This is a genomic window from Thermopolyspora sp. NPDC052614, from assembly GCF_040678635.1.
In the GTDB taxonomy this organism is placed as follows: Bacteria; Actinomycetota; Actinomycetes; order Streptosporangiales; family Streptosporangiaceae; genus Thermopolyspora.
Genome location: NZ_JBFATZ010000024.1, coordinates 23,836 through 40,293, shown reverse-complemented (window position 1 = coordinate 40,293; position 16,458 = coordinate 23,836). Strand labels below are relative to the sequence as shown.

The following is a 16,458-nucleotide window of genomic DNA, read 5'->3' as shown; positions in this document are numbered from 1 at the left end:
GGATCTACTTCCAGCCGGGAAAGGCGGGGATGTCCGGGCGCCAGGCGTACGCCCTGGTCGTGCTCTCCTGCATGGCCAGGGCGGCCATGCGGCGTACGGCAGGGTCGTCGACGGCGACCAGCTCCAGATAGGCGGCGGTGACGCGTTCCTCGACCAGGGCGGCGAGACGCACGCAGTCCTCGGCCGTGGTGACGGGGAACGGCAGGGTGTACCCGGCGGCGGGCTCGGCGGGGGTGCCGCCACGGGCGATGATCAGCTCGCGGAGCCGGTCCCGACGCGCCCGGTGGGCGTCGAACGCGGACGCGGCCGTCCTGCGGCGGTCGCCGCCGGTGCGCGCCCCCACCACGCCGTAGGCGTACACGGCGGCGTGCTCGGCCTCCAGCGCCTTGCGCAGCCCGTCCAGCGCGTCCGTCATCATCACCGATCCCGTCTTCAGTCCGTGATTCTCCCGCGGGCCCGCGCCCGTCCGCATGCCCGAACGCGCCGCCTTCACGTCGCCCGGGAGGAGGGCAGGGCGATCACGTGCGCGGCCTCGCAGGCGCCGATGCACGCCACGAGCTGGGCCAGGGCCGGGGAGGCGGAGGCGAGTTGACCGGCGCGGGAGGCCGCCGCGGCGCGCTCGGCCGCCCGCAACCGCGTCACCGTCACCACCGCCGGCGAGGCCGACGGGGACGCCTCGGGGGATCCCGCGCCCCCGGGCGACGGGGATCCGGAGGGTCCGGAGTGGCCGGGTGACCCGGCCGACGCGGTGGCGGGCTCCACAGCGGACTCCCCCGACGGTCCGGTGGCCGATTCGGTCGGCGACGCGGCGGGAGGGCTCGACGCGAGCGCGTCGGCGGACGCGGGCCCCGCCTGCGGCGCCGGAAGACGGCGGCGCAGCTCGGCCAGGTGGGCCTGGTGGCGCTGCTCGAACGGGCGCAGCGCGGCGGCGAGCTTCGGCGTGCCCTGGGCGGCCTGCCGGTAGAGGGCGATGAGTTGCTCCTTGCCGTCGATCAGCCGACCCAGCAGCGCGGCGTCCGGATCCGGGGTCGCGGGCGCGGCGGCGGGCGGCCGCCGCTCCTCCGAGCACCCCGCGGTCGCGATCGTCGCCGTGGCGGCGGTGCCCACGGCGGCCCCGCGCAGCAGCAGACGCCGCGTCAGGCCACGATCACCCACGGGAACGTTCTCCTGGTGCCGCTCGTTGTTCCGATCTCAAAGCCCCGCCGGTCGGGGCGTTGAGCTGGTCATGCACCACAGCATCGTACGGCGCGTCGCCGGGTGGTCGTCCGACTGACGCCCGGCGACACCCCGGGTGTCGATAGGCTGGTGGTCATCGGGGCGAGATACGCCCCGTGGCCGTCCGACGACGGCCGCGCGCGTGTGGGAGGTCGGATGGGCAGCGATGCTCGGCGCGACCGCCTGGTGAAACTGCTGGAGCCGGTGGTCGTGGCCGAAGGGCTCGACCTGGAGGATGTCACGATCACCCCGGCGGGCCGGCGGCGTCTGGTCCGGGTGGTCGTCGATGGGGACGGCGGCGTGAGCCTGGATCACGTGGCCGAGGTGAGCCGGGCGGTGTCCAAGACGCTCGACGCCCACGACGCGCTGGGCTCCGATCCGTACGTTCTCGAGGTCACCTCGCCGGGCGTGGACCGTCCGCTGACCCTGCCGCGGCACTGGCGGCGGGCGCGGGGCCGGCTCGTCCGGGTGGAGCTGGCGGGCGACGCCCCGGTGGAGGGCCGGGTGACGGCGTCCGACGACTCCGGCGCCGAGCTGGACGTCGGCGGCGTCGTCCGCCGGGTGGAGTATCAGCAGGTCACCCGCGCGCGGGTGCAGGTGGAGTTCCGCCGTCTCGACGACGATGACGACGACGATGGCGACGAGGGCTAAGGGGGAGCCTTGTGGACATTGACATGAGCGTCCTGCGCAGCCTGGAGCGTGAGAAGGACATCTCCTTCGACCTGGTCGTCAAGGCGATCGAGGACGCTCTGCTGATCGCCTACTTCCGCACCGAGGGGGCGGCGCCGAAGGCCCGCGCCGAGCTCGACCGGCAGACGGGTCACGTGACCATTTACGCCGCCGAACTCGACGAATCCGGGCAGGTCGTCCGGGAGTACGACGACACCCCGGGCAACTTCAGCCGGATCGCGGCGACGACCGCGAAGCAGGTGATTCTGCAGCAGCTCCGGGACGCCGAGGACGAGATCAACTTCGGTGAGTTCGCCAGCCGCGAGGGCGAGCTGGTGGCGGGCATCATCCAGCAGGGCAAGGATCCGCGGGTGGTGCTGGTGGACCTGGGCCGGATCGAGGCGATCCTGCCGCACAACGAGCAGGTCCCGGGGGAGGAGTACACGCACGGCGAGCGCATCCGCTGCTATGTGGTGCAGGTGAAGAAGGGCCACAAGGGCCCGTCGGTGACCTTGTCGCGAACACATCCCAATTTGGTGAAGAAGCTGTTCGCCCTGGAGGTCCCCGAGATCGCCGACGGCACCGTGGAGATCGCGGCGATCGCCCGCGAGGCGGGTCACCGTACCAAGATCGCGGTCCGGTCGCGCAAGAGCGGGGTGAACGCCAAGGGCGCGTGCATCGGGCCGATGGGCTCGCGGGTGCGCAACGTCATGGGTGAGCTGCACGGCGAGAAGATCGATATCATCGACTGGTCGGAGGATCCGGCCGAGTTCGTGGGGAATGCGCTGTCGCCCGCGCGTGTTACCCATGTCGCGGTCGTCGACGCCGACGGCCGGGTCGCCCGGGTCACCGTGCCCGATTATCAGCTTTCGCTCGCGATCGGCAAGGAAGGGCAGAACGCCCGGCTCGCCGCGCGGCTCACCGGGTGGCGCATCGACATCAGGTCCGACGCCCAGACGGCTTCGGCCGAGGGCCGGACGGAGGATGCCGTCGGTCCCGCAGATGCGTCAACGCGGTAAGCTGGAATATGGTGGTCGGGCAGCCCCGCTGAGAACATGCGTGGGTTGTCGGATTCGCACGGTTAAGTCCGAGCTGCTCCGCTTGGTGGTTGTCGAGGGCAAGGTTGTCCCCGATCCGCTGGGACGGCTTCCGGGGCGTGGTGCGTCGCTGCACCCCACCCGGAGCTGTCTGGAGCTCGCCGAGCGTCGCCGGGCGTTCCCGCGCGCCTTTCGCGTCACGGGAGCGCTCGATACGACGCCCGTGCGTGCTCACCTTGAGGGGCTTGACGCCGATTAGGACCGGGTGAATGGTTACCAACTGTCATGTAGGACGCCGAGTTGATGGGCGGGTCAGATAGCGATGAGCGCCTGATGAGTACGCGGCGATGAGGACGTCTAGGTAGAGACGGTCCGGCGGCACTGCGAGCCTCCCGGGCCGAGTTAGGGAGTGCAGTGGCGAAGGTCCGGGTCTACGAGCTCGCCAAGGAGTTCGGTGTGGAGAGCAAGGTCGTCATGGCCAAGCTCCAGGAAATGGGCGAGTTCGTGCGGTCGGCGTCTTCGACGATCGAGGCGCCGGTGGTCCGTAAACTTCAAGAGGCTTTCACGGGCGGTTCCAGGCGATCGTCCGACAGGGGCGGCGACAGGTCGTCCAGGGCGCCGCAGCGTGCGGCGTCTCCCCGGCCCGGGGACGGGCAGGCGGGCAACGGCGCTCCGGTGCCGACCCCCCCGATTCCCCGTCCGGGTCCCAGTCCAAAGCCGGGTCCGCGGCCCACGCCGCGCCCGCCGGTTCCCATGCCCCATCCCCCGCAGGAGCAGCCGCGTCAGGAGACGCCCCGGCCGCCTCGGCCCGAGGTGCCGCGCCCGGAGGCGGCGAGGTTCGACACCCCGCCGCGCCCGGACGCCCCGCGGCCCGACCGGCAGCAGCGTCCGACGGCTCCCGGCGCGGGGTCCGGTGCGGGAACCCCGGGCGGCGGCCAGGCCCGGCCGACCCCCGGCCCGCGTCCGGGTCCCCGTCCGGGCGCCCCGGCAGGCGGCCCCGGCGGTCCCGCCGTGCCCGCGCCTCCGGCGCGGCCCGGCCCCGGTGGCGGCGGCGCTCCGCGGCCCGGGGCTCCCAAGCCCGGCCCGCGTGGTCCGCGCCCCGGCAACAACCCCTTCTCCTCCAACGCCAGCGGCATGGGGCAGGCCCGTCCTCGCCCGCCGCGCGAGGGCGGTCGCGACGGCGGTCCGCGCGAGGGCGCTCCGAGGGACGGGCAGCGGCGCGACGGCGGCCGTGACGCGGCGATGCCGCGTCCGCCCGCGGCGCGTCCGGGTCCCGGCGGCCCGCGTCCCGGCCCCGGCGTCGGCGGTCCGCGTCCCGGTGGCTTCGCCGCCGGTGGCCCGCGGCCCGGTGGTCCGCGGCCCAGCCCGTCGATGATGCCGAGCTCGCGGCCTTCGGCTCCGGGCGTCGGTCGTCCCGGCCCCGGCGTCGGCGGCCGTCCGGGTGGCGGCGGTCCGCGTCCCGGTGGTGGCGGCGGCGGTCGCCCGGGTGGCGGCTTCGGCGGCGCGCGCACGGGCACCGGCGCCGGTCGTCCCGGCGGAGCGGGCCCGAGCGGCGGCGGCTTCGGCGGCCGTCCCGGTGGCGGCGGTGGCCGCGGTCGCGGCGGCACCGCGGGCGCCTTCGGCCGCCCCGGCGGCAGGCCGACCCGTGGCCGCAAGTCGAAGCGGCAGCGCCGGCAGGAGTTCGACAACATGCAGGCTCCGTCCATCGGCGGCGTGCAGGTGCCCCGTGGCACCGGGCAGGTCCTGCGCCTGCCGCGCGGCGCGTCGCTGGCGGACTTCGCCGACAAGATCGGTGCGAACCCCGCCTCCCTCGTGCAGATCATGCTGCACCTGGGCGAGATGGTGACCGCCACGCAGTCGGTGAACGAGGAGACCCTGCAGCTTCTGGGCGAAGAGCTGAACTACAACATTCAGGTCGTCAGCCCGGAGGAGGAAGACCGCGAGCTGCTGGAGTCCTTCGACATCGAGTTCGGCGAGGACGAGGGCGACGAGGCCGACCTGGCCCCGCGTCCGCCGGTGGTGACCGTCATGGGTCACGTCGACCACGGTAAGACCAAGCTGCTCGACGCGATCCGGCACACCAACATCGCGGCGCGCGAGGCGGGTGGCATCACCCAGCACATCGGCGCGTACCAGGTGACGACCGATCACGAGGGCGAAGAGCGGAAGATCACCTTCATCGACACCCCGGGTCACGAGGCGTTCACCGCCATGCGTGCCCGAGGCGCCCAGGCCACCGACATCGCGGTGCTGGTGGTCGCGGCCGACGACGGTGTGAAGCCGCAGACCGTCGAGGCGCTCAACCACGCCCAGGCGGCGGACGTGCCGATCGTGGTCGCGGTCAACAAGATCGACAAGGAGGGGGCCGACCCCAACAAGGTGCGCGCCCAGCTCACCGAGTACGGGCTGGTGGCCGAGGAGTACGGCGGCTCCACGCTGTTCGTGGACATCTCGGCCAAGAACGGCACCGGCATCGACGACCTCCTTGAGGCGATCCTGCTCACCGCGGACGCCGAGCTCGACCTGCGGGCCAACCCGAACCAGGACGCCCAGGGCCTGGCCATCGAGGCGCACCTGGACAAGGGCCGCGGCCCGGTCGCGACCGTGCTGGTGCAGCGCGGCACGCTGCGGGTCGGCGACTCGATCGTCTGCGGCGAGGCGTTCGGCCGCGTGCGGGCGCTGCTCGACGACACCGGCGAGCCGGTGGCGGAGGCGGACCCGTCGCGTCCGGTGCTCGTCCTCGGTCTGACCGCGGTGCCCAGCGCCGGCGACAACTTCATCGTCGTGAGCGACGACCGCATGGCCCGCCAGATCGCCCAGCAGCGGGCGGCCCGGCAGCGCATCGCCGACATGGCCAAGTCCAGCCGTCGCCGTACCCTCGAAGAGCTGTTCAAGGACATGGAGAAGGGCCAGGTCCAGGAACTCAAGCTCATCATCAAGGGTGACGTCTCCGGTTCGGTCGAGGCCCTGGAGGACGCGCTGCTCAAGATCGACGTCGGCGAGGAGGTCAGCCTCCGCGTGCTGCACCGCGCGGTCGGCGCCATCACCGAGTACGACGTCAACCTGGCGATCGCCGACGACAACGCGGTCATCATCGGCTTCAACGTGCGGCCCGAGGTCCGGGCGCGCGACCTGGCCGAGCGCGAGGGCGTCGACATCCGGTACTACTCGGTCATCTACCAGGCGATCGAGGAGGTCGAGGCGGCCCTCAAGGGCATGCTGAAGCCGGAGTTCGAGGAGGCCCAGCTCGGCACCGCCGAGGTTCGCGAGGTCTTCAAGGTGCCGCGGATCGGCAACGTCGCCGGTGCGATGGTCCGCTCCGGGGTCATCACCCGCAACAGCAAGGCCCGGCTCATCCGCGACGGCGTCGTGGTGGCCGACAACCTCACCGTGCAGTCGCTGCGCCGCTTCAAGGACGACGCGACCGAGGTCCGCGAGGGCTTCGAGTGCGGTATCGGTATCGGCTACAACGACATCAAGATCGGCGACCTCATCGAGACGTTCGAGATGCGGGAGAAGCCGCGCGTCTGACGCGTCGTACCCGATCGGCCCCGGCCGCTCACGCCGGCCGGGGCCGATCGGGCCGCGAGTTCATCTGAACACCGATCGTGGGCGGCGGTGCCGGGGCGGGTTCCCGGTGCCGCGGACCCATGCCGACAATGATCGTGATTCGATCGCCAACACATGTACATAGGTGCTCTGACCCTGGACGTTCTGCTCGGTGACGTTCGATCCCTGAAGCAGAAGCGCTCCGTGGTGCGTCCGCTCATCGCCGAGGTGCGGCGCAGGTTCCCGGCCGTCGCCGTCGCGGAGACCGGCCATCTGGACCTGCATCGCCGAGCGGAGATCGGCATCGCCGTGGTGTCCGCCACGGCCGCCAACTGCGACGAGGTGATGGACGCGTGCGAGCGGATGGTCGCCTTTCATCCGGAGATCGAACTTTTGTCCGCTCGGCAGCGAATCTTCAACGAACACGAGGATTCCACCCTCGACCCGTAGGCGATTCGTACTGTTTTGGCGACTGACAAGGATTGGGGGGAGCGCGGCCAGATGGATGCAGCACGTGCTCGCAAGCTTGCCGACCGCATTCAGCAGGTCGTCGCCGAGATGCTGGAACGACGGATCAAGGATCCGCGGCTCGGCTTCGTGACGATCACCGATGCCAGGATCACCGCCGACCTGCGCGACGCGACGGTCTTCTACACGGTCTTCGGCTCCGACGCCGAGCGCGCCGACAGCGCGGCGGCCCTGGAGAGCGCCAAGGGCGTCATCCGCTCGGAGGTGGGCAGGCAGACCGGGCTGCGGCACACCCCCACGCTGACCTTCGCCCACGACCCCCTGCCCGACAGCGCCCGACACATCGACGAGCTGCTCGCCGAGGCCCGCGCCAAGGACGCGGAGATCGCCAAGAAGGCGGAGGGGGCGCGGCACGCGGGCGAGCCCGACCCGTACCGCAAGCCAGAGCCCGCCCGTGACCTCGACGACGACGCCGACGACGGGTTCGACGACCTCGATGAACTCGACGACCTCGACGAGCTGGACGAGCTGGACGACGGGTTCGACGGCGTCGCGTCGGACGGCCGCCGCGGGCCGGACGCCTCGGCGGGACGTTCGGCGCGGTGACCGCCACGCACGATCCCGCGCCCGCGGCCGGGTCCGCCGGCGCGGGCTCCGCGATCGCGGAGGACGCCTGGGACAGGGCCGTCGCGGCGATCGCGAACGCCGAGGAGGTGGCGCTGGCGTGTCACGTCTCGCCCGACGGGGACGCGCTCGGCTCCATGCTCGCCCTGGGCCTGGCGTTGCGGGCCGCCGGGCGGCGCGTGGTGGCCTCCTTCGGGGACCGGCGGTTCGCGGTGCCCCGGCTGCTGCGCTTCCTGCCCGGGCAGCACCTGCTGGTGGAGCCCGCGGACTATCCCGCCGCCCCCCAGCTGATGATCACCTTTGACGTCTCGACGACGGAGCGGCTGGGGCTGCTCGCCGACAGCGCCCGCGCCGCCGCCGAGCTGGTGGTGCTCGACCACCACGCCTCCAACACCGGCGCCACCGGCTTCGGCACGCTGCGGCTGGTGGACCCCTCGGCCGCCGCGACCACGGTGCTCACCGAGCAGCTCATCGCGCGGCTGGGCCTGCCCGTGGACCGCGACATCGCCGCCTGCCTGTACACCGGGCTGGTCACCGACACCGGCTCGTTCCGCTACTCCAGCACCACGCCCGCCGTGCACGCCATGGCCGGGCGGCTGATCGCCACCGGGCTGCGTACCGACGAGATCGCCCGCGAGCTGTGGGAACGCAGCCCGTTCGGCTACCTCAAGGTGCTCGCCGCCGCGCTCGACCGGGTCGTCCTGGACCAGGACGCGGCCGAGGGGCACGGGCTGGTGTGGACGTACGTCACCCGGGCCGACCGGGCCGCCGCCGGCCTGCCGTACGAGGAGGTCGAGGGCGTCATCGACGTGGTACGGCGAGCCGACGAGGCCGACGTGGCGGTGGTCCTGAAGGAGGACGACGACGGCGCCTGGCAGGTGTCGGCCCGATCCAAGGGCGCGATCGACGTCGGCCGCGCCTGCACGGCGCTGGGCGGCGGCGGTCACGCCAGGGCGGCCGGGTTCATCTCGCACGCGTCGCCGGAGGACATCGTGGAGAAGCTGCGGCCGGTGCTCAAACCGATGTGACCGCCGGACCCGGTCACGCACGTGGCCGTTTCCCGCGTGCCGCCGGCCGGGCCGCGCGACCTCCGCTCAGATGCCACCGCCGTCCGGGGTGCACAATCCCGGCCTATCGAGATTGTCTACATGTCCGACCCTAGATGCCCAGGCGTGAGCGCCACGCGGGCCGCACACGCCCTGCCGAGGAGATGCCGATGAAGCCGCCCCCGCCCGAAAGCGGTCTGATCATCGTGGACAAGCCGTCCGGCTGGACGTCCCACGACGTCGTCGGCAAGCTGCGGCGGCTCGCCGGAACGCGCCGCGTCGGCCACGCCGGGACGCTCGACCCGATGGCGACCGGCGTGCTGGTGATCGGTGTGGAGAAGGCGACCCGGCTGCTGGGTCACCTGGCGCTCACCGAGAAGGTCTACGAGGCCACGATCCGGCTCGGCGTGACCACCGACACCGACGACGCCGAGGGGCGGGTGCTCGCCGTCACCGCGGCGGACGGCGTCTCGCGCGAGGCCGTGGAGGCGGGTGTCGCCGCGCTCACCGGGAGGATCATGCAGATTCCGCCGCAGGTCAGTGCGATCAAGGTGGACGGGAAGCGGGCGTACAAACGGGCCCGCGCGGGCGAGGACGTCGAGCTGAGCGCCCGCCCGGTGACCGTGTACGCCTTCGAGGTGACCGCCCTGCGCCCGGCCGAGCACGCCGAGCCCCCCGCCGAGCACGAGAACCTTGACGACGGCGCGCGATCCGCGCCCGAAGCGCACCCCGGAGGCGAGCCGTCCGGGCGGGCCGATGACGCCGCGCACGCCGCAGTCGCGGTCGGCGGCGGCTCCGCCGGCAGGCCGGTGCTGGACGTGGACGTGACCGTGCGCTGCTCAAGCGGCACCTACATCCGCTCGCTCGCCCGCGACCTGGGCGAGCGCCTGGGCGTCGGCGGCCATCTCACCTACCTGCGCCGCACCAGGGTCGGGCCGTACGACGTCTCCTCGGCGCGCACCATCGAGCAGCTGGCGGACAAGTGCGAGATCCTGCCGATGGCGCAGGCCGTCGCCGCCGCGTTCCCGCGCCGGGACGTGAGCGCCGAGCAGGCCCGGGTGGTCGCGCACGGCGGGCGGCTGCCGGCCGCCGGGCTCGGGGACGGACCAATCGGAGTGTTCGGCCCAGACGGTACTCTTCTGGCATTGGTGGAGGAAAAGGGCGGTCAAGCCCGAGCCTTGGCCGTGTTCGCCCCCTGACATCGGCGTCGGGTCGCCCTGGGACCTCCCGGGCCCACGACGGACGCGTCCGGGCGGACGCCCGATGGCCGTACCCGGTGATGGATCGGCCGCGGGGGCATGGCACCCTGGTGAGGGCCGACCGACAAGCCGAAGGGAACGAGGTCAAGGTGCAGTTCTGGCACGGACTCGACGACGTGCCCGAGGGCTGGGGCAGATCCGTCGTCACGATCGGAGTGTTCGACGGCGTCCATCGCGGCCATCAGCGCATGGTCGCGCGGGCCGTGGAGATGGCGCACACCCTCGGCCTGCCCTCCGTGGTCGTCACCTTCGACCCGCATCCGGACGAGGTGGTGCGTCCCGGCACCCACCCGCCCCGGCTGACCACCGCCCGCCACCGCGGCGAGCTGCTCGCCGGGCTCGGCGTCGACGCGGTGTGCGTGCTGCCGTTCACGCTGGAGTTCTCCCGGATGTCCCCGGACGAGTTCGTGCAGACCGTGCTGGTGGACCGGCTGCGGGTGGCGGGCCTGGTGGTGGGGGAGAACTTCCGGTTCGGCCACAAGGCGGCGGGCGACGTCGAGACGCTGCGCACGCTGGGAGAGAAGTACGACTTCGTGGCCGAGGGAGTGCCCCTGGTGAGCAACGGCGAGGCGATCTCGTCCACGGGGATCCGCGAACGGCTCGCGGCGGGCGACGTGGAGGCCGCGTGCGAGGCGCTCGGCCGCCCGCACCGGGTGGAGGGCGTCGTGGTGCGCGGCTTCCAGCGAGGACGCGCCCTCGGCGTGCCGACCGCCAACGTCGAGCCGCCCGAGCGCACCGCCATCCCGGCCGACGGGGTGTACGCGGGGTGGATGGAGTGCATCCCGGTGGCCGGGGTGCCCCGGGCGTACCCGGGGGAGCGCTGGCCGGCGGCGATCTCGGTGGGCACCAACCCCACCTTCGACGGGGTGGAGCGCACCGTCGAGGCGCACGCGCTCGACCGCGACGACCTCGACCTGTACGGCACGCACGTCGCCGTCGACATCCGTTTCCGGCTGCGTGACAACCTCCGCTTCGACAGCGTGGAGGAACTGATCGACCAGATGCGGCGCGACATCGACCGGGCCCGCGAGTTGACGTCAGGCTGATGGTGGGCTGACGGCGGGAACCGCGCCGTGTAGCACGGACCCGCGGGGCCGTGATGATCGTGTGCGACCAAGCGCTGCGCGGTGGTAGCCTTGCATGTCGGCTGTACACCGGCGCTGCTGTGCGCTGCCCGTCGACTCCTCCCGGCGACTGTAGGCACACACGGTCGTTCGAAGGTCATCCGTGTTGAGTGTGCCCGTAGACAATTCAGAGGAGAGCCGTGTCGCTCGACACCGCCACGAAGAAGCAGATCATCGATGAGTACGGCACCGGGGACAACGACACCGGATCCCCGGAGGTGCAGATCGCGCTGCTGAGCAAGCGCATCAGCGAGCTCACCGAGCACCTGAAGACGCACAAGCACGACCACCACAGCCGCCGCGGCCTGCTGCTGCTGGTCGGCCGCCGCCGCCGCCTGCTGAAGTACCTGCAGAGCAAGGACATCCAGCGGTACCGCACGCTGATCGAGCGGCTGGGTCTGCGCCGATAGAGTCGACGGGGGGCGGCGGTCGGGTCGCCCCCCTCCTCATATCAGGTCAAATACCGGCCTGATGTGAGCGCCCGGCGCGTCGCGCCCGTTACATGACCCAGGTTTTGAGCACACTGGGCCTGAAGGACAACTGAACAAGACGCAACCCCCGCGTCCGCGCAGGCGCGTTCCCGCGGCGTCGGAGGGCCGGTCCTCGGTAGTGGCCTCCGGATGTATCACGGCGATAGCCGTACAGACCGGGCGCTTCAATCGAAGACCGGCGCTACACCTGACGGGGAGCAGGCGAAACGCCGGGCGCGGGTGACCGACCCGAGAAGGAGGTCCCCCGTGGAGGGTGTCCACAGCACAGAGGCCGTCATCGACAACGGCTCGTTCGGCACGCGTACCGTCCGGTTCGAGACCGGAAGGCTCGCCCGCCAGGCGGCGGGCAGCGCCGTGGTCTATCTCGACGACGAGACCATGGTGCTCTCCGCCACCACCGCGTCCAAGACTCCCAAGGAGAGCCTGGACTTCTTCCCGCTCACCGTCGACGTCGAGGAGCGGATGTACGCCGCGGGCCGCATCCCCGGCTCGTTCTTCCGTCGCGAGGGCCGCCCGTCCGAGGACGCGGTCCTCACCTGCCGCCTGATCGACCGCCCGCTGCGCCCGAGCTTCGTCAAGGGGCTGCGCAACGAGATCCAGATCGTGGCGACCGTCATGGCGCTGCACCCCGACCACCTGTACGACGTGGTCGCGATCAACGCCGCGTCGATGTCCACCCAGCTCGCCGGCCTGCCGTTCTCCGGCCCGATCGGCGGCGTACGGGTGGCGCTGATCAACGGCCAGTGGGTCGCCTTCCCGACCTACAGCGAGCTGGAGGGCGCGACCTTCGACATGGTCGTGGCCGGCCGGGTGCTGGAGGACGGCGACGTCGCGATCATGATGGTCGAGGCCGAGTCCACCCGCGACACGCTCAAGCTGGTCGCCGAGGGCGCGGTGGCGCCCACCGAGGAGACCGTCGGCGAGGGCCTGGAGGCCGCCAAGCCGTTCATCAAGGTGCTGTGCGAGGCGCAGTCGCGGCTGGCGCAGGTGGCGGCGAAGGAGACCGTCGAGTACCCGCTGTTCATCGACTACCAGGACGACGCCTACGAGGCCGTCGTCGGCGCGATCCGCAGCGAGCTCGCCTCCGCGCTCACCATCGCCGGCAAGCAGGAGCGCGAGGCCGAGCTCGACCGGGTCAGGGCGCTGGCCGCGGAGAAGCTGCTGGCCGACTTCGAGGGCCGGGAGAAGGAGATCGCCGCCGCGTTCCGCGCGCTCACCAAGAAGCTGATCCGCGAGCGGGTCATCAAGGAGGGCGTCCGCATCGACGGGCGCGGCGTCAAGGACATCCGGCAGCTCAACGCCGAGGTCCACGTGGTGCCCCGGGTGCACGGCTCGGCGCTGTTCGAGCGCGGCGAGACCCAGATCCTCGGCATCACCACGCTGAACATGCTGCGCATGGAGCAGATGATCGACACGCTCAACCCCGAGCGGACCAAGCGCTACATGCACAACTACAACTTCCCGCCGTACTCCACCGGTGAGACCGGCCGCGTCGGCTCGCCCAAGCGGCGCGAGATCGGCCACGGCGCGCTCGCCGAGCGGGCGCTGATCCCCGTGCTGCCGTCGCGCGAGGAGTTCCCGTACGCGATCCGCCAGGTCTCCGAGGCGCTCGGGTCGAACGGCTCGACGTCCATGGGGTCGGTCTGCGCCTCCACGATGTCGCTGCTCGACGCCGGCGTGCCGCTGAAGGAGATGGTGGCGGGCATCGCGATGGGCCTGATCCACGAGGGCGGGGAGTACGTCACGCTCACCGACATCCTCGGCGCCGAGGACGCCTTCGGCGACATGGACTTCAAGGTCGCCGGCACCAAGGACCTCATCACCGCGCTGCAGCTCGACACCAAGCTCGACGGCATCCCGGCGAACGTGCTCGCCGGCGCGCTGAAGCAGGCGAAGGCGGCCCGGCTGGCGATCCTGGAGGTGATGCAGGAGGCGATCGACTCCCCGGCGGAGATGAACCCGACCGCGCCGCGCATCATCACCATCAAGGTCCCGGTGGACAAGATCGGCGAGGTCATCGGCCCCAAGGGCAAGATGATCAACCAGATCCAGGACGACACCGGCGCCGAGATCACCATCGAGGACGACGGCACGATCTACATCGGCGCCACCGACGGCCCGTCCGCCGAGGCGGCGCGGTCGGCGATCAACGCGATCGCCAACCCGCACATGCCGGAGGTCGGCGAGCGCTACCTGGGCACGGTCGTCAAGATCGCCGCCTTCGGCGCGTTCATCTCGCTGCTGCCGGGCAAGGACGGGTTGCTGCACGTCTCGCAGATCCGCAAGCTGCACGGCGGACGGCGCATCGAGAACGTCGAGGACGTGATGAGCGTCGGTGAGAAGATCCAGGTGGAGATCGCCGAGATCGACCCGCGCGGCAAGCTGTCCCTGGTCCCGGTCGAGGTGGTCGAGGCCCAGGCCGCGGCCGCCAAGGAGAGCGGCCAGGCGGGCGACGGCGACGACTCCGCCGGCGGCGAGGAGCGCGCCGAGCGGGCCGAGGGCGGCGAGCGCCCCGAGCGCCGGCGCACCCGCACCCGTACCCGCGGCGGACGGGACGACCGCAACTCCTGAGCCCTCCGGGCCGATCACTGAACGGGTGAAGGACCACTGAATACGATCACTCTGCATCCGGGCAGGGACGGTGTCGGCGTCGTACGCCGCACCGTCCTCCCCGGCGGCCTCCGCGTGGTGACCGAGAGCATGCCGACCGTGCGTTCCGTCGCGGTCGGCATGTGGGTCGGCATCGGATCGCGGGACGAGGCCCCCGAGCACACGGGGGCCACCCACTTCCTTGAGCACCTGCTGTTCAAGGGCACCCCACGGCGCGACGCCCTGGAGATCTCCGCGGCGATCGAGGGCATCGGCGGTGAGATCAACGCCTTCACCGCCAAGGAGTACACCTGCTACTACGCGCGGGTGCTCGACGAGGACCTCCCGCTCGCGATCGACGTGCTCGCCGACGTGGTGACCTCGTCGCTGATCACGCCGGAGGACGTCGAGTCGGAGCGCGGGGTGATCCTCGAAGAGATCGCCATGCACGACGACGACCCCTCCGACGTGGTGCACGAGCAGTTCACCGCCGAGCTGTACGGCGACACGCCGATCGGGCGGCCCATCCTCGGCACGGTCGACTCCATCAACGCGCTCGGCCGGGACCGCATCGTCGAGTACTACCAGCGCTACTACCGGCCGCCGCAGACCGTGGTCGCCGTCGCCGGCAACGTCGACCACGACCGGGTCGTCGAACTCGTCGCCGCCGCGTACGACCGGGCGGGTGCGCTGAACGGCGACGCGCCGCCCGCGCCACCGCGCGTCACCGGCCCCGGCGTCGCCTCCCGCTCTGGCGTACGGGTCGTGGACCGGCCCACCGAGCAGGCCAACCTCGTGCTCGGCACCACCGGCCTGGCCCGCACCGACGACCGCCGCTTCGCCCTCGGCGTGCTGAACGCCGCGCTCGGCGGAGGCATGTCGTCCCGGCTCTTCCAGGAGATCCGGGAAAAGCGCGGCCTGGCCTACTCGGCCTACAGCTACACCTCCCAGTACGCCGACACCGGCCAGTTCGGCATCTACGTCGGCTGCCTCCCCACGAAGATCGACGACGTCCTCAAGATCTGCCGCGACGAGGTCGCCCGCGTCGTCGCCGACGGCATCACCGAGGAGGAGATCGTCCGCGGCAAGGGCCAGATGCGCGGCGGCCTCGTCCTCGGCCTGGAGGACACCGGCTCACGCATGTCCCGCATCGGCAAAAGCGAACTCGTCTACGACACCCTCATGTCGGTCGACGACGTCCTCGAGCGCATCGACGCCGTCACCCCCGAGGACATCGCCCTCGTAGCCGCAGACGTCCTCAACCGTCCCCTCACCCTCGCCGTCATCGGCCCCTACGCCGGCAAGGACTTCACCGACGCCATCTCCTGACCAACCCCACCAGAACATCCACCGACGTACACCACCGCGTCCCGCCGCGAAGGCACTGACAACGATCCCTTCGCGGCGGGCCGCGACGTCGATCGGCGGGGCACCGAGGGCTTCGCGCACGCGGATCGGCGACAGGTATACAGTTGGGGCTCGTGATCCGGGTTGGTGTGCTGGGCGCGCGCGGGCGCGTCGGAGTAGAGGTCTGCAAGGCGGTCGAGGCGGCCGACGACATGGAACTCGTCGCCGCCGTCGACAAGGACGATCCGCGTGAGGCGCTGACCGCGGCCGAGGTGGTGGTGGACTTCACCCACCCGGACGTGGTCATGGACAACCTGCACTGGTGCGTGTCGCAGGGCATCCACGCGGTCGTGGGGACCACCGGGTTCGACGCGGGCAGGCTGGAGACGATCCGCGGGTGGCTGGAGGAGAAGGGCGGGGTCAACGTGCTGATCGCGCCCAACTTCGGCATCGGGGCGGTGCTGATGATGCACTTCGCCCAGCAGGCCGCGCGCTACTTCGACTCCGTCGAGATCGTGGAACTGCACCACCCCAACAAGGCGGACGCGCCGTCCGGCACGTCCCGCCGTACGGCGGAGCTGGTCGCCGAGGCGCGGCGCAAGGCGGGCCGGGGGCCGTCGCCGGACGCGACCACCACGTCCCTTCCCGGGGCGCGGGGGGCCGATGTGGAGGGCGTCCACGTCCACTCGGTGCGGCTGGCGGCCCTGATCGCCCACCAGGAGGTGCTGCTGGGCGGCGAGGGCGAGACACTGTCGATCCGGCACGACACCATGAGCCGGACGTCGTTCACACCGGGCGTGCTGCTGGGCGTGCGCCGCATCCGCGAGACGCCCGGGCTCACCGTCGGCCTGGAGCACCTGCTCGATCTCTAACGCTTCTGTTCGGCGATGGCCGCCCATGTGGCAGGGTGCGGCGGCCACCGCGGTTTTCGCCTGACATCGGTCCGCTCTGTTCCATGCTCGCGCTGGCACCCCGCACGCGACCCGGCGCGGGGGCGACCGACGGGCCGCTGCGGGCGTTTGGCGCGCCGCGCGGGCGGG

At 71.8% G+C, this 16,458-nt stretch carries 14 protein-coding genes and 1 pseudogene; 13 read left to right on the top strand and 2 right to left on the bottom strand.

Annotated features, from left to right (window positions below; genetic code table 11):
- Positions 1–4 precede the first annotated feature (4 nt).
- Complete coding sequence (locus tag AB0K60_RS33135; protein WP_364064242.1) at positions 5–418, bottom strand: ferritin-like domain-containing protein; 414 nt, start codon at positions 416–418, stop codon at positions 5–7.
- A 71-nt stretch (positions 419–489) separates the two neighbouring features.
- Positions 490–1,155, bottom strand: coding sequence for a hypothetical protein (locus tag AB0K60_RS33130; protein ID WP_364064239.1), 666 nt, complete (start codon positions 1,153–1,155; stop codon positions 490–492).
- Between the two features lie 216 nt (positions 1,156–1,371).
- On the opposite strand from AB0K60_RS33130, the gene rimP reads away from it, so the two are divergent.
- The 13 genes and pseudogenes from rimP (at position 1,372) to dapB (ending at position 16,290) form a co-directional block, all read left to right on the top strand.
- Positions 1,372–1,866, top strand: coding sequence for a ribosome maturation factor RimP (rimP, locus tag AB0K60_RS33125; protein ID WP_364064236.1), 495 nt, complete (start codon positions 1,372–1,374; stop codon positions 1,864–1,866).
- Positions 1,867–1,889: 23 nt separating this feature from the next.
- Entirely contained in the window at positions 1,890–2,903 is a 1,014-nt protein-coding gene (gene nusA / locus AB0K60_RS33120; protein WP_364064394.1) for a transcription termination factor NusA, read from the top strand.
- The gene (locus AB0K60_RS33115) at positions 2,869–3,180 is read left to right on the top strand and encodes a YlxR family protein (RefSeq protein ID WP_364064233.1); all 312 of its coding nucleotides are present in this window, start codon (positions 2,869–2,871) and stop codon (positions 3,178–3,180) included. Before nusA ends, AB0K60_RS33115 begins: the two co-directional genes overlap by 35 nt.
- Positions 3,181–3,335: 155 nt before the next feature.
- Complete coding sequence (gene infB, locus AB0K60_RS33110; RefSeq protein WP_364064230.1) at positions 3,336–6,452, top strand: translation initiation factor IF-2; 3,117 nt, start codon at positions 3,336–3,338, stop codon at positions 6,450–6,452.
- A gap of 153 nt (positions 6,453–6,605) precedes the next feature.
- The gene (locus AB0K60_RS33105) at positions 6,606–6,920 is read left to right on the top strand and encodes a DUF503 domain-containing protein (protein ID WP_364064227.1); all 315 of its coding nucleotides are present in this window, start codon (positions 6,606–6,608) and stop codon (positions 6,918–6,920) included.
- 51 nt (positions 6,921–6,971) lie between these two features.
- A pseudogene (rbfA, locus tag AB0K60_RS33100) lies at positions 6,972–7,418 on the top strand (30S ribosome-binding factor RbfA); the annotation flags it as partial.
- A 122-nt stretch (positions 7,419–7,540) separates the two neighbouring features.
- Complete coding sequence (locus AB0K60_RS33095; RefSeq protein ID WP_364064225.1) at positions 7,541–8,590, top strand: DHH family phosphoesterase; 1,050 nt, start codon at positions 7,541–7,543, stop codon at positions 8,588–8,590.
- Between the two features lie 188 nt (positions 8,591–8,778).
- Complete coding sequence (truB, locus tag AB0K60_RS33090) at positions 8,779–9,807, top strand: tRNA pseudouridine(55) synthase TruB (protein ID WP_364064222.1); 1,029 nt, start codon at positions 8,779–8,781, stop codon at positions 9,805–9,807.
- A gap of 149 nt (positions 9,808–9,956) precedes the next feature.
- Entirely contained in the window at positions 9,957–10,913 is a 957-nt protein-coding gene (locus AB0K60_RS33085) for a bifunctional riboflavin kinase/FAD synthetase (protein ID WP_364064391.1), read from the top strand.
- A gap of 218 nt (positions 10,914–11,131) precedes the next feature.
- A complete protein-coding gene (gene rpsO, locus AB0K60_RS33080; protein ID WP_364064219.1) occupies positions 11,132–11,401 on the top strand; it encodes a 30S ribosomal protein S15 in 270 nt (89 codons plus the stop codon).
- Between the two features lie 327 nt (positions 11,402–11,728).
- A complete protein-coding gene (locus AB0K60_RS33075) occupies positions 11,729–14,053 on the top strand; it encodes a polyribonucleotide nucleotidyltransferase (protein ID WP_364064216.1) in 2,325 nt (774 codons plus the stop codon).
- Positions 14,054–14,089: 36 nt separating this feature from the next.
- Positions 14,090–15,400 (top strand): pitrilysin family protein, encoded by a 1,311-nt coding sequence (locus AB0K60_RS33070; RefSeq protein WP_364064388.1) that lies wholly within the window; start codon positions 14,090–14,092, stop codon positions 15,398–15,400.
- Positions 15,401–15,552: 152 nt separating this feature from the next.
- Positions 15,553–16,290 carry a 4-hydroxy-tetrahydrodipicolinate reductase gene (gene dapB, locus AB0K60_RS33065; RefSeq protein WP_364064213.1) on the top strand — a complete coding sequence of 246 codons (738 nt, stop codon included), beginning with the start codon at positions 15,553–15,555 and terminating at the stop codon, positions 16,288–16,290.
- Positions 16,291–16,458: the final 168 nt, after the last annotated feature.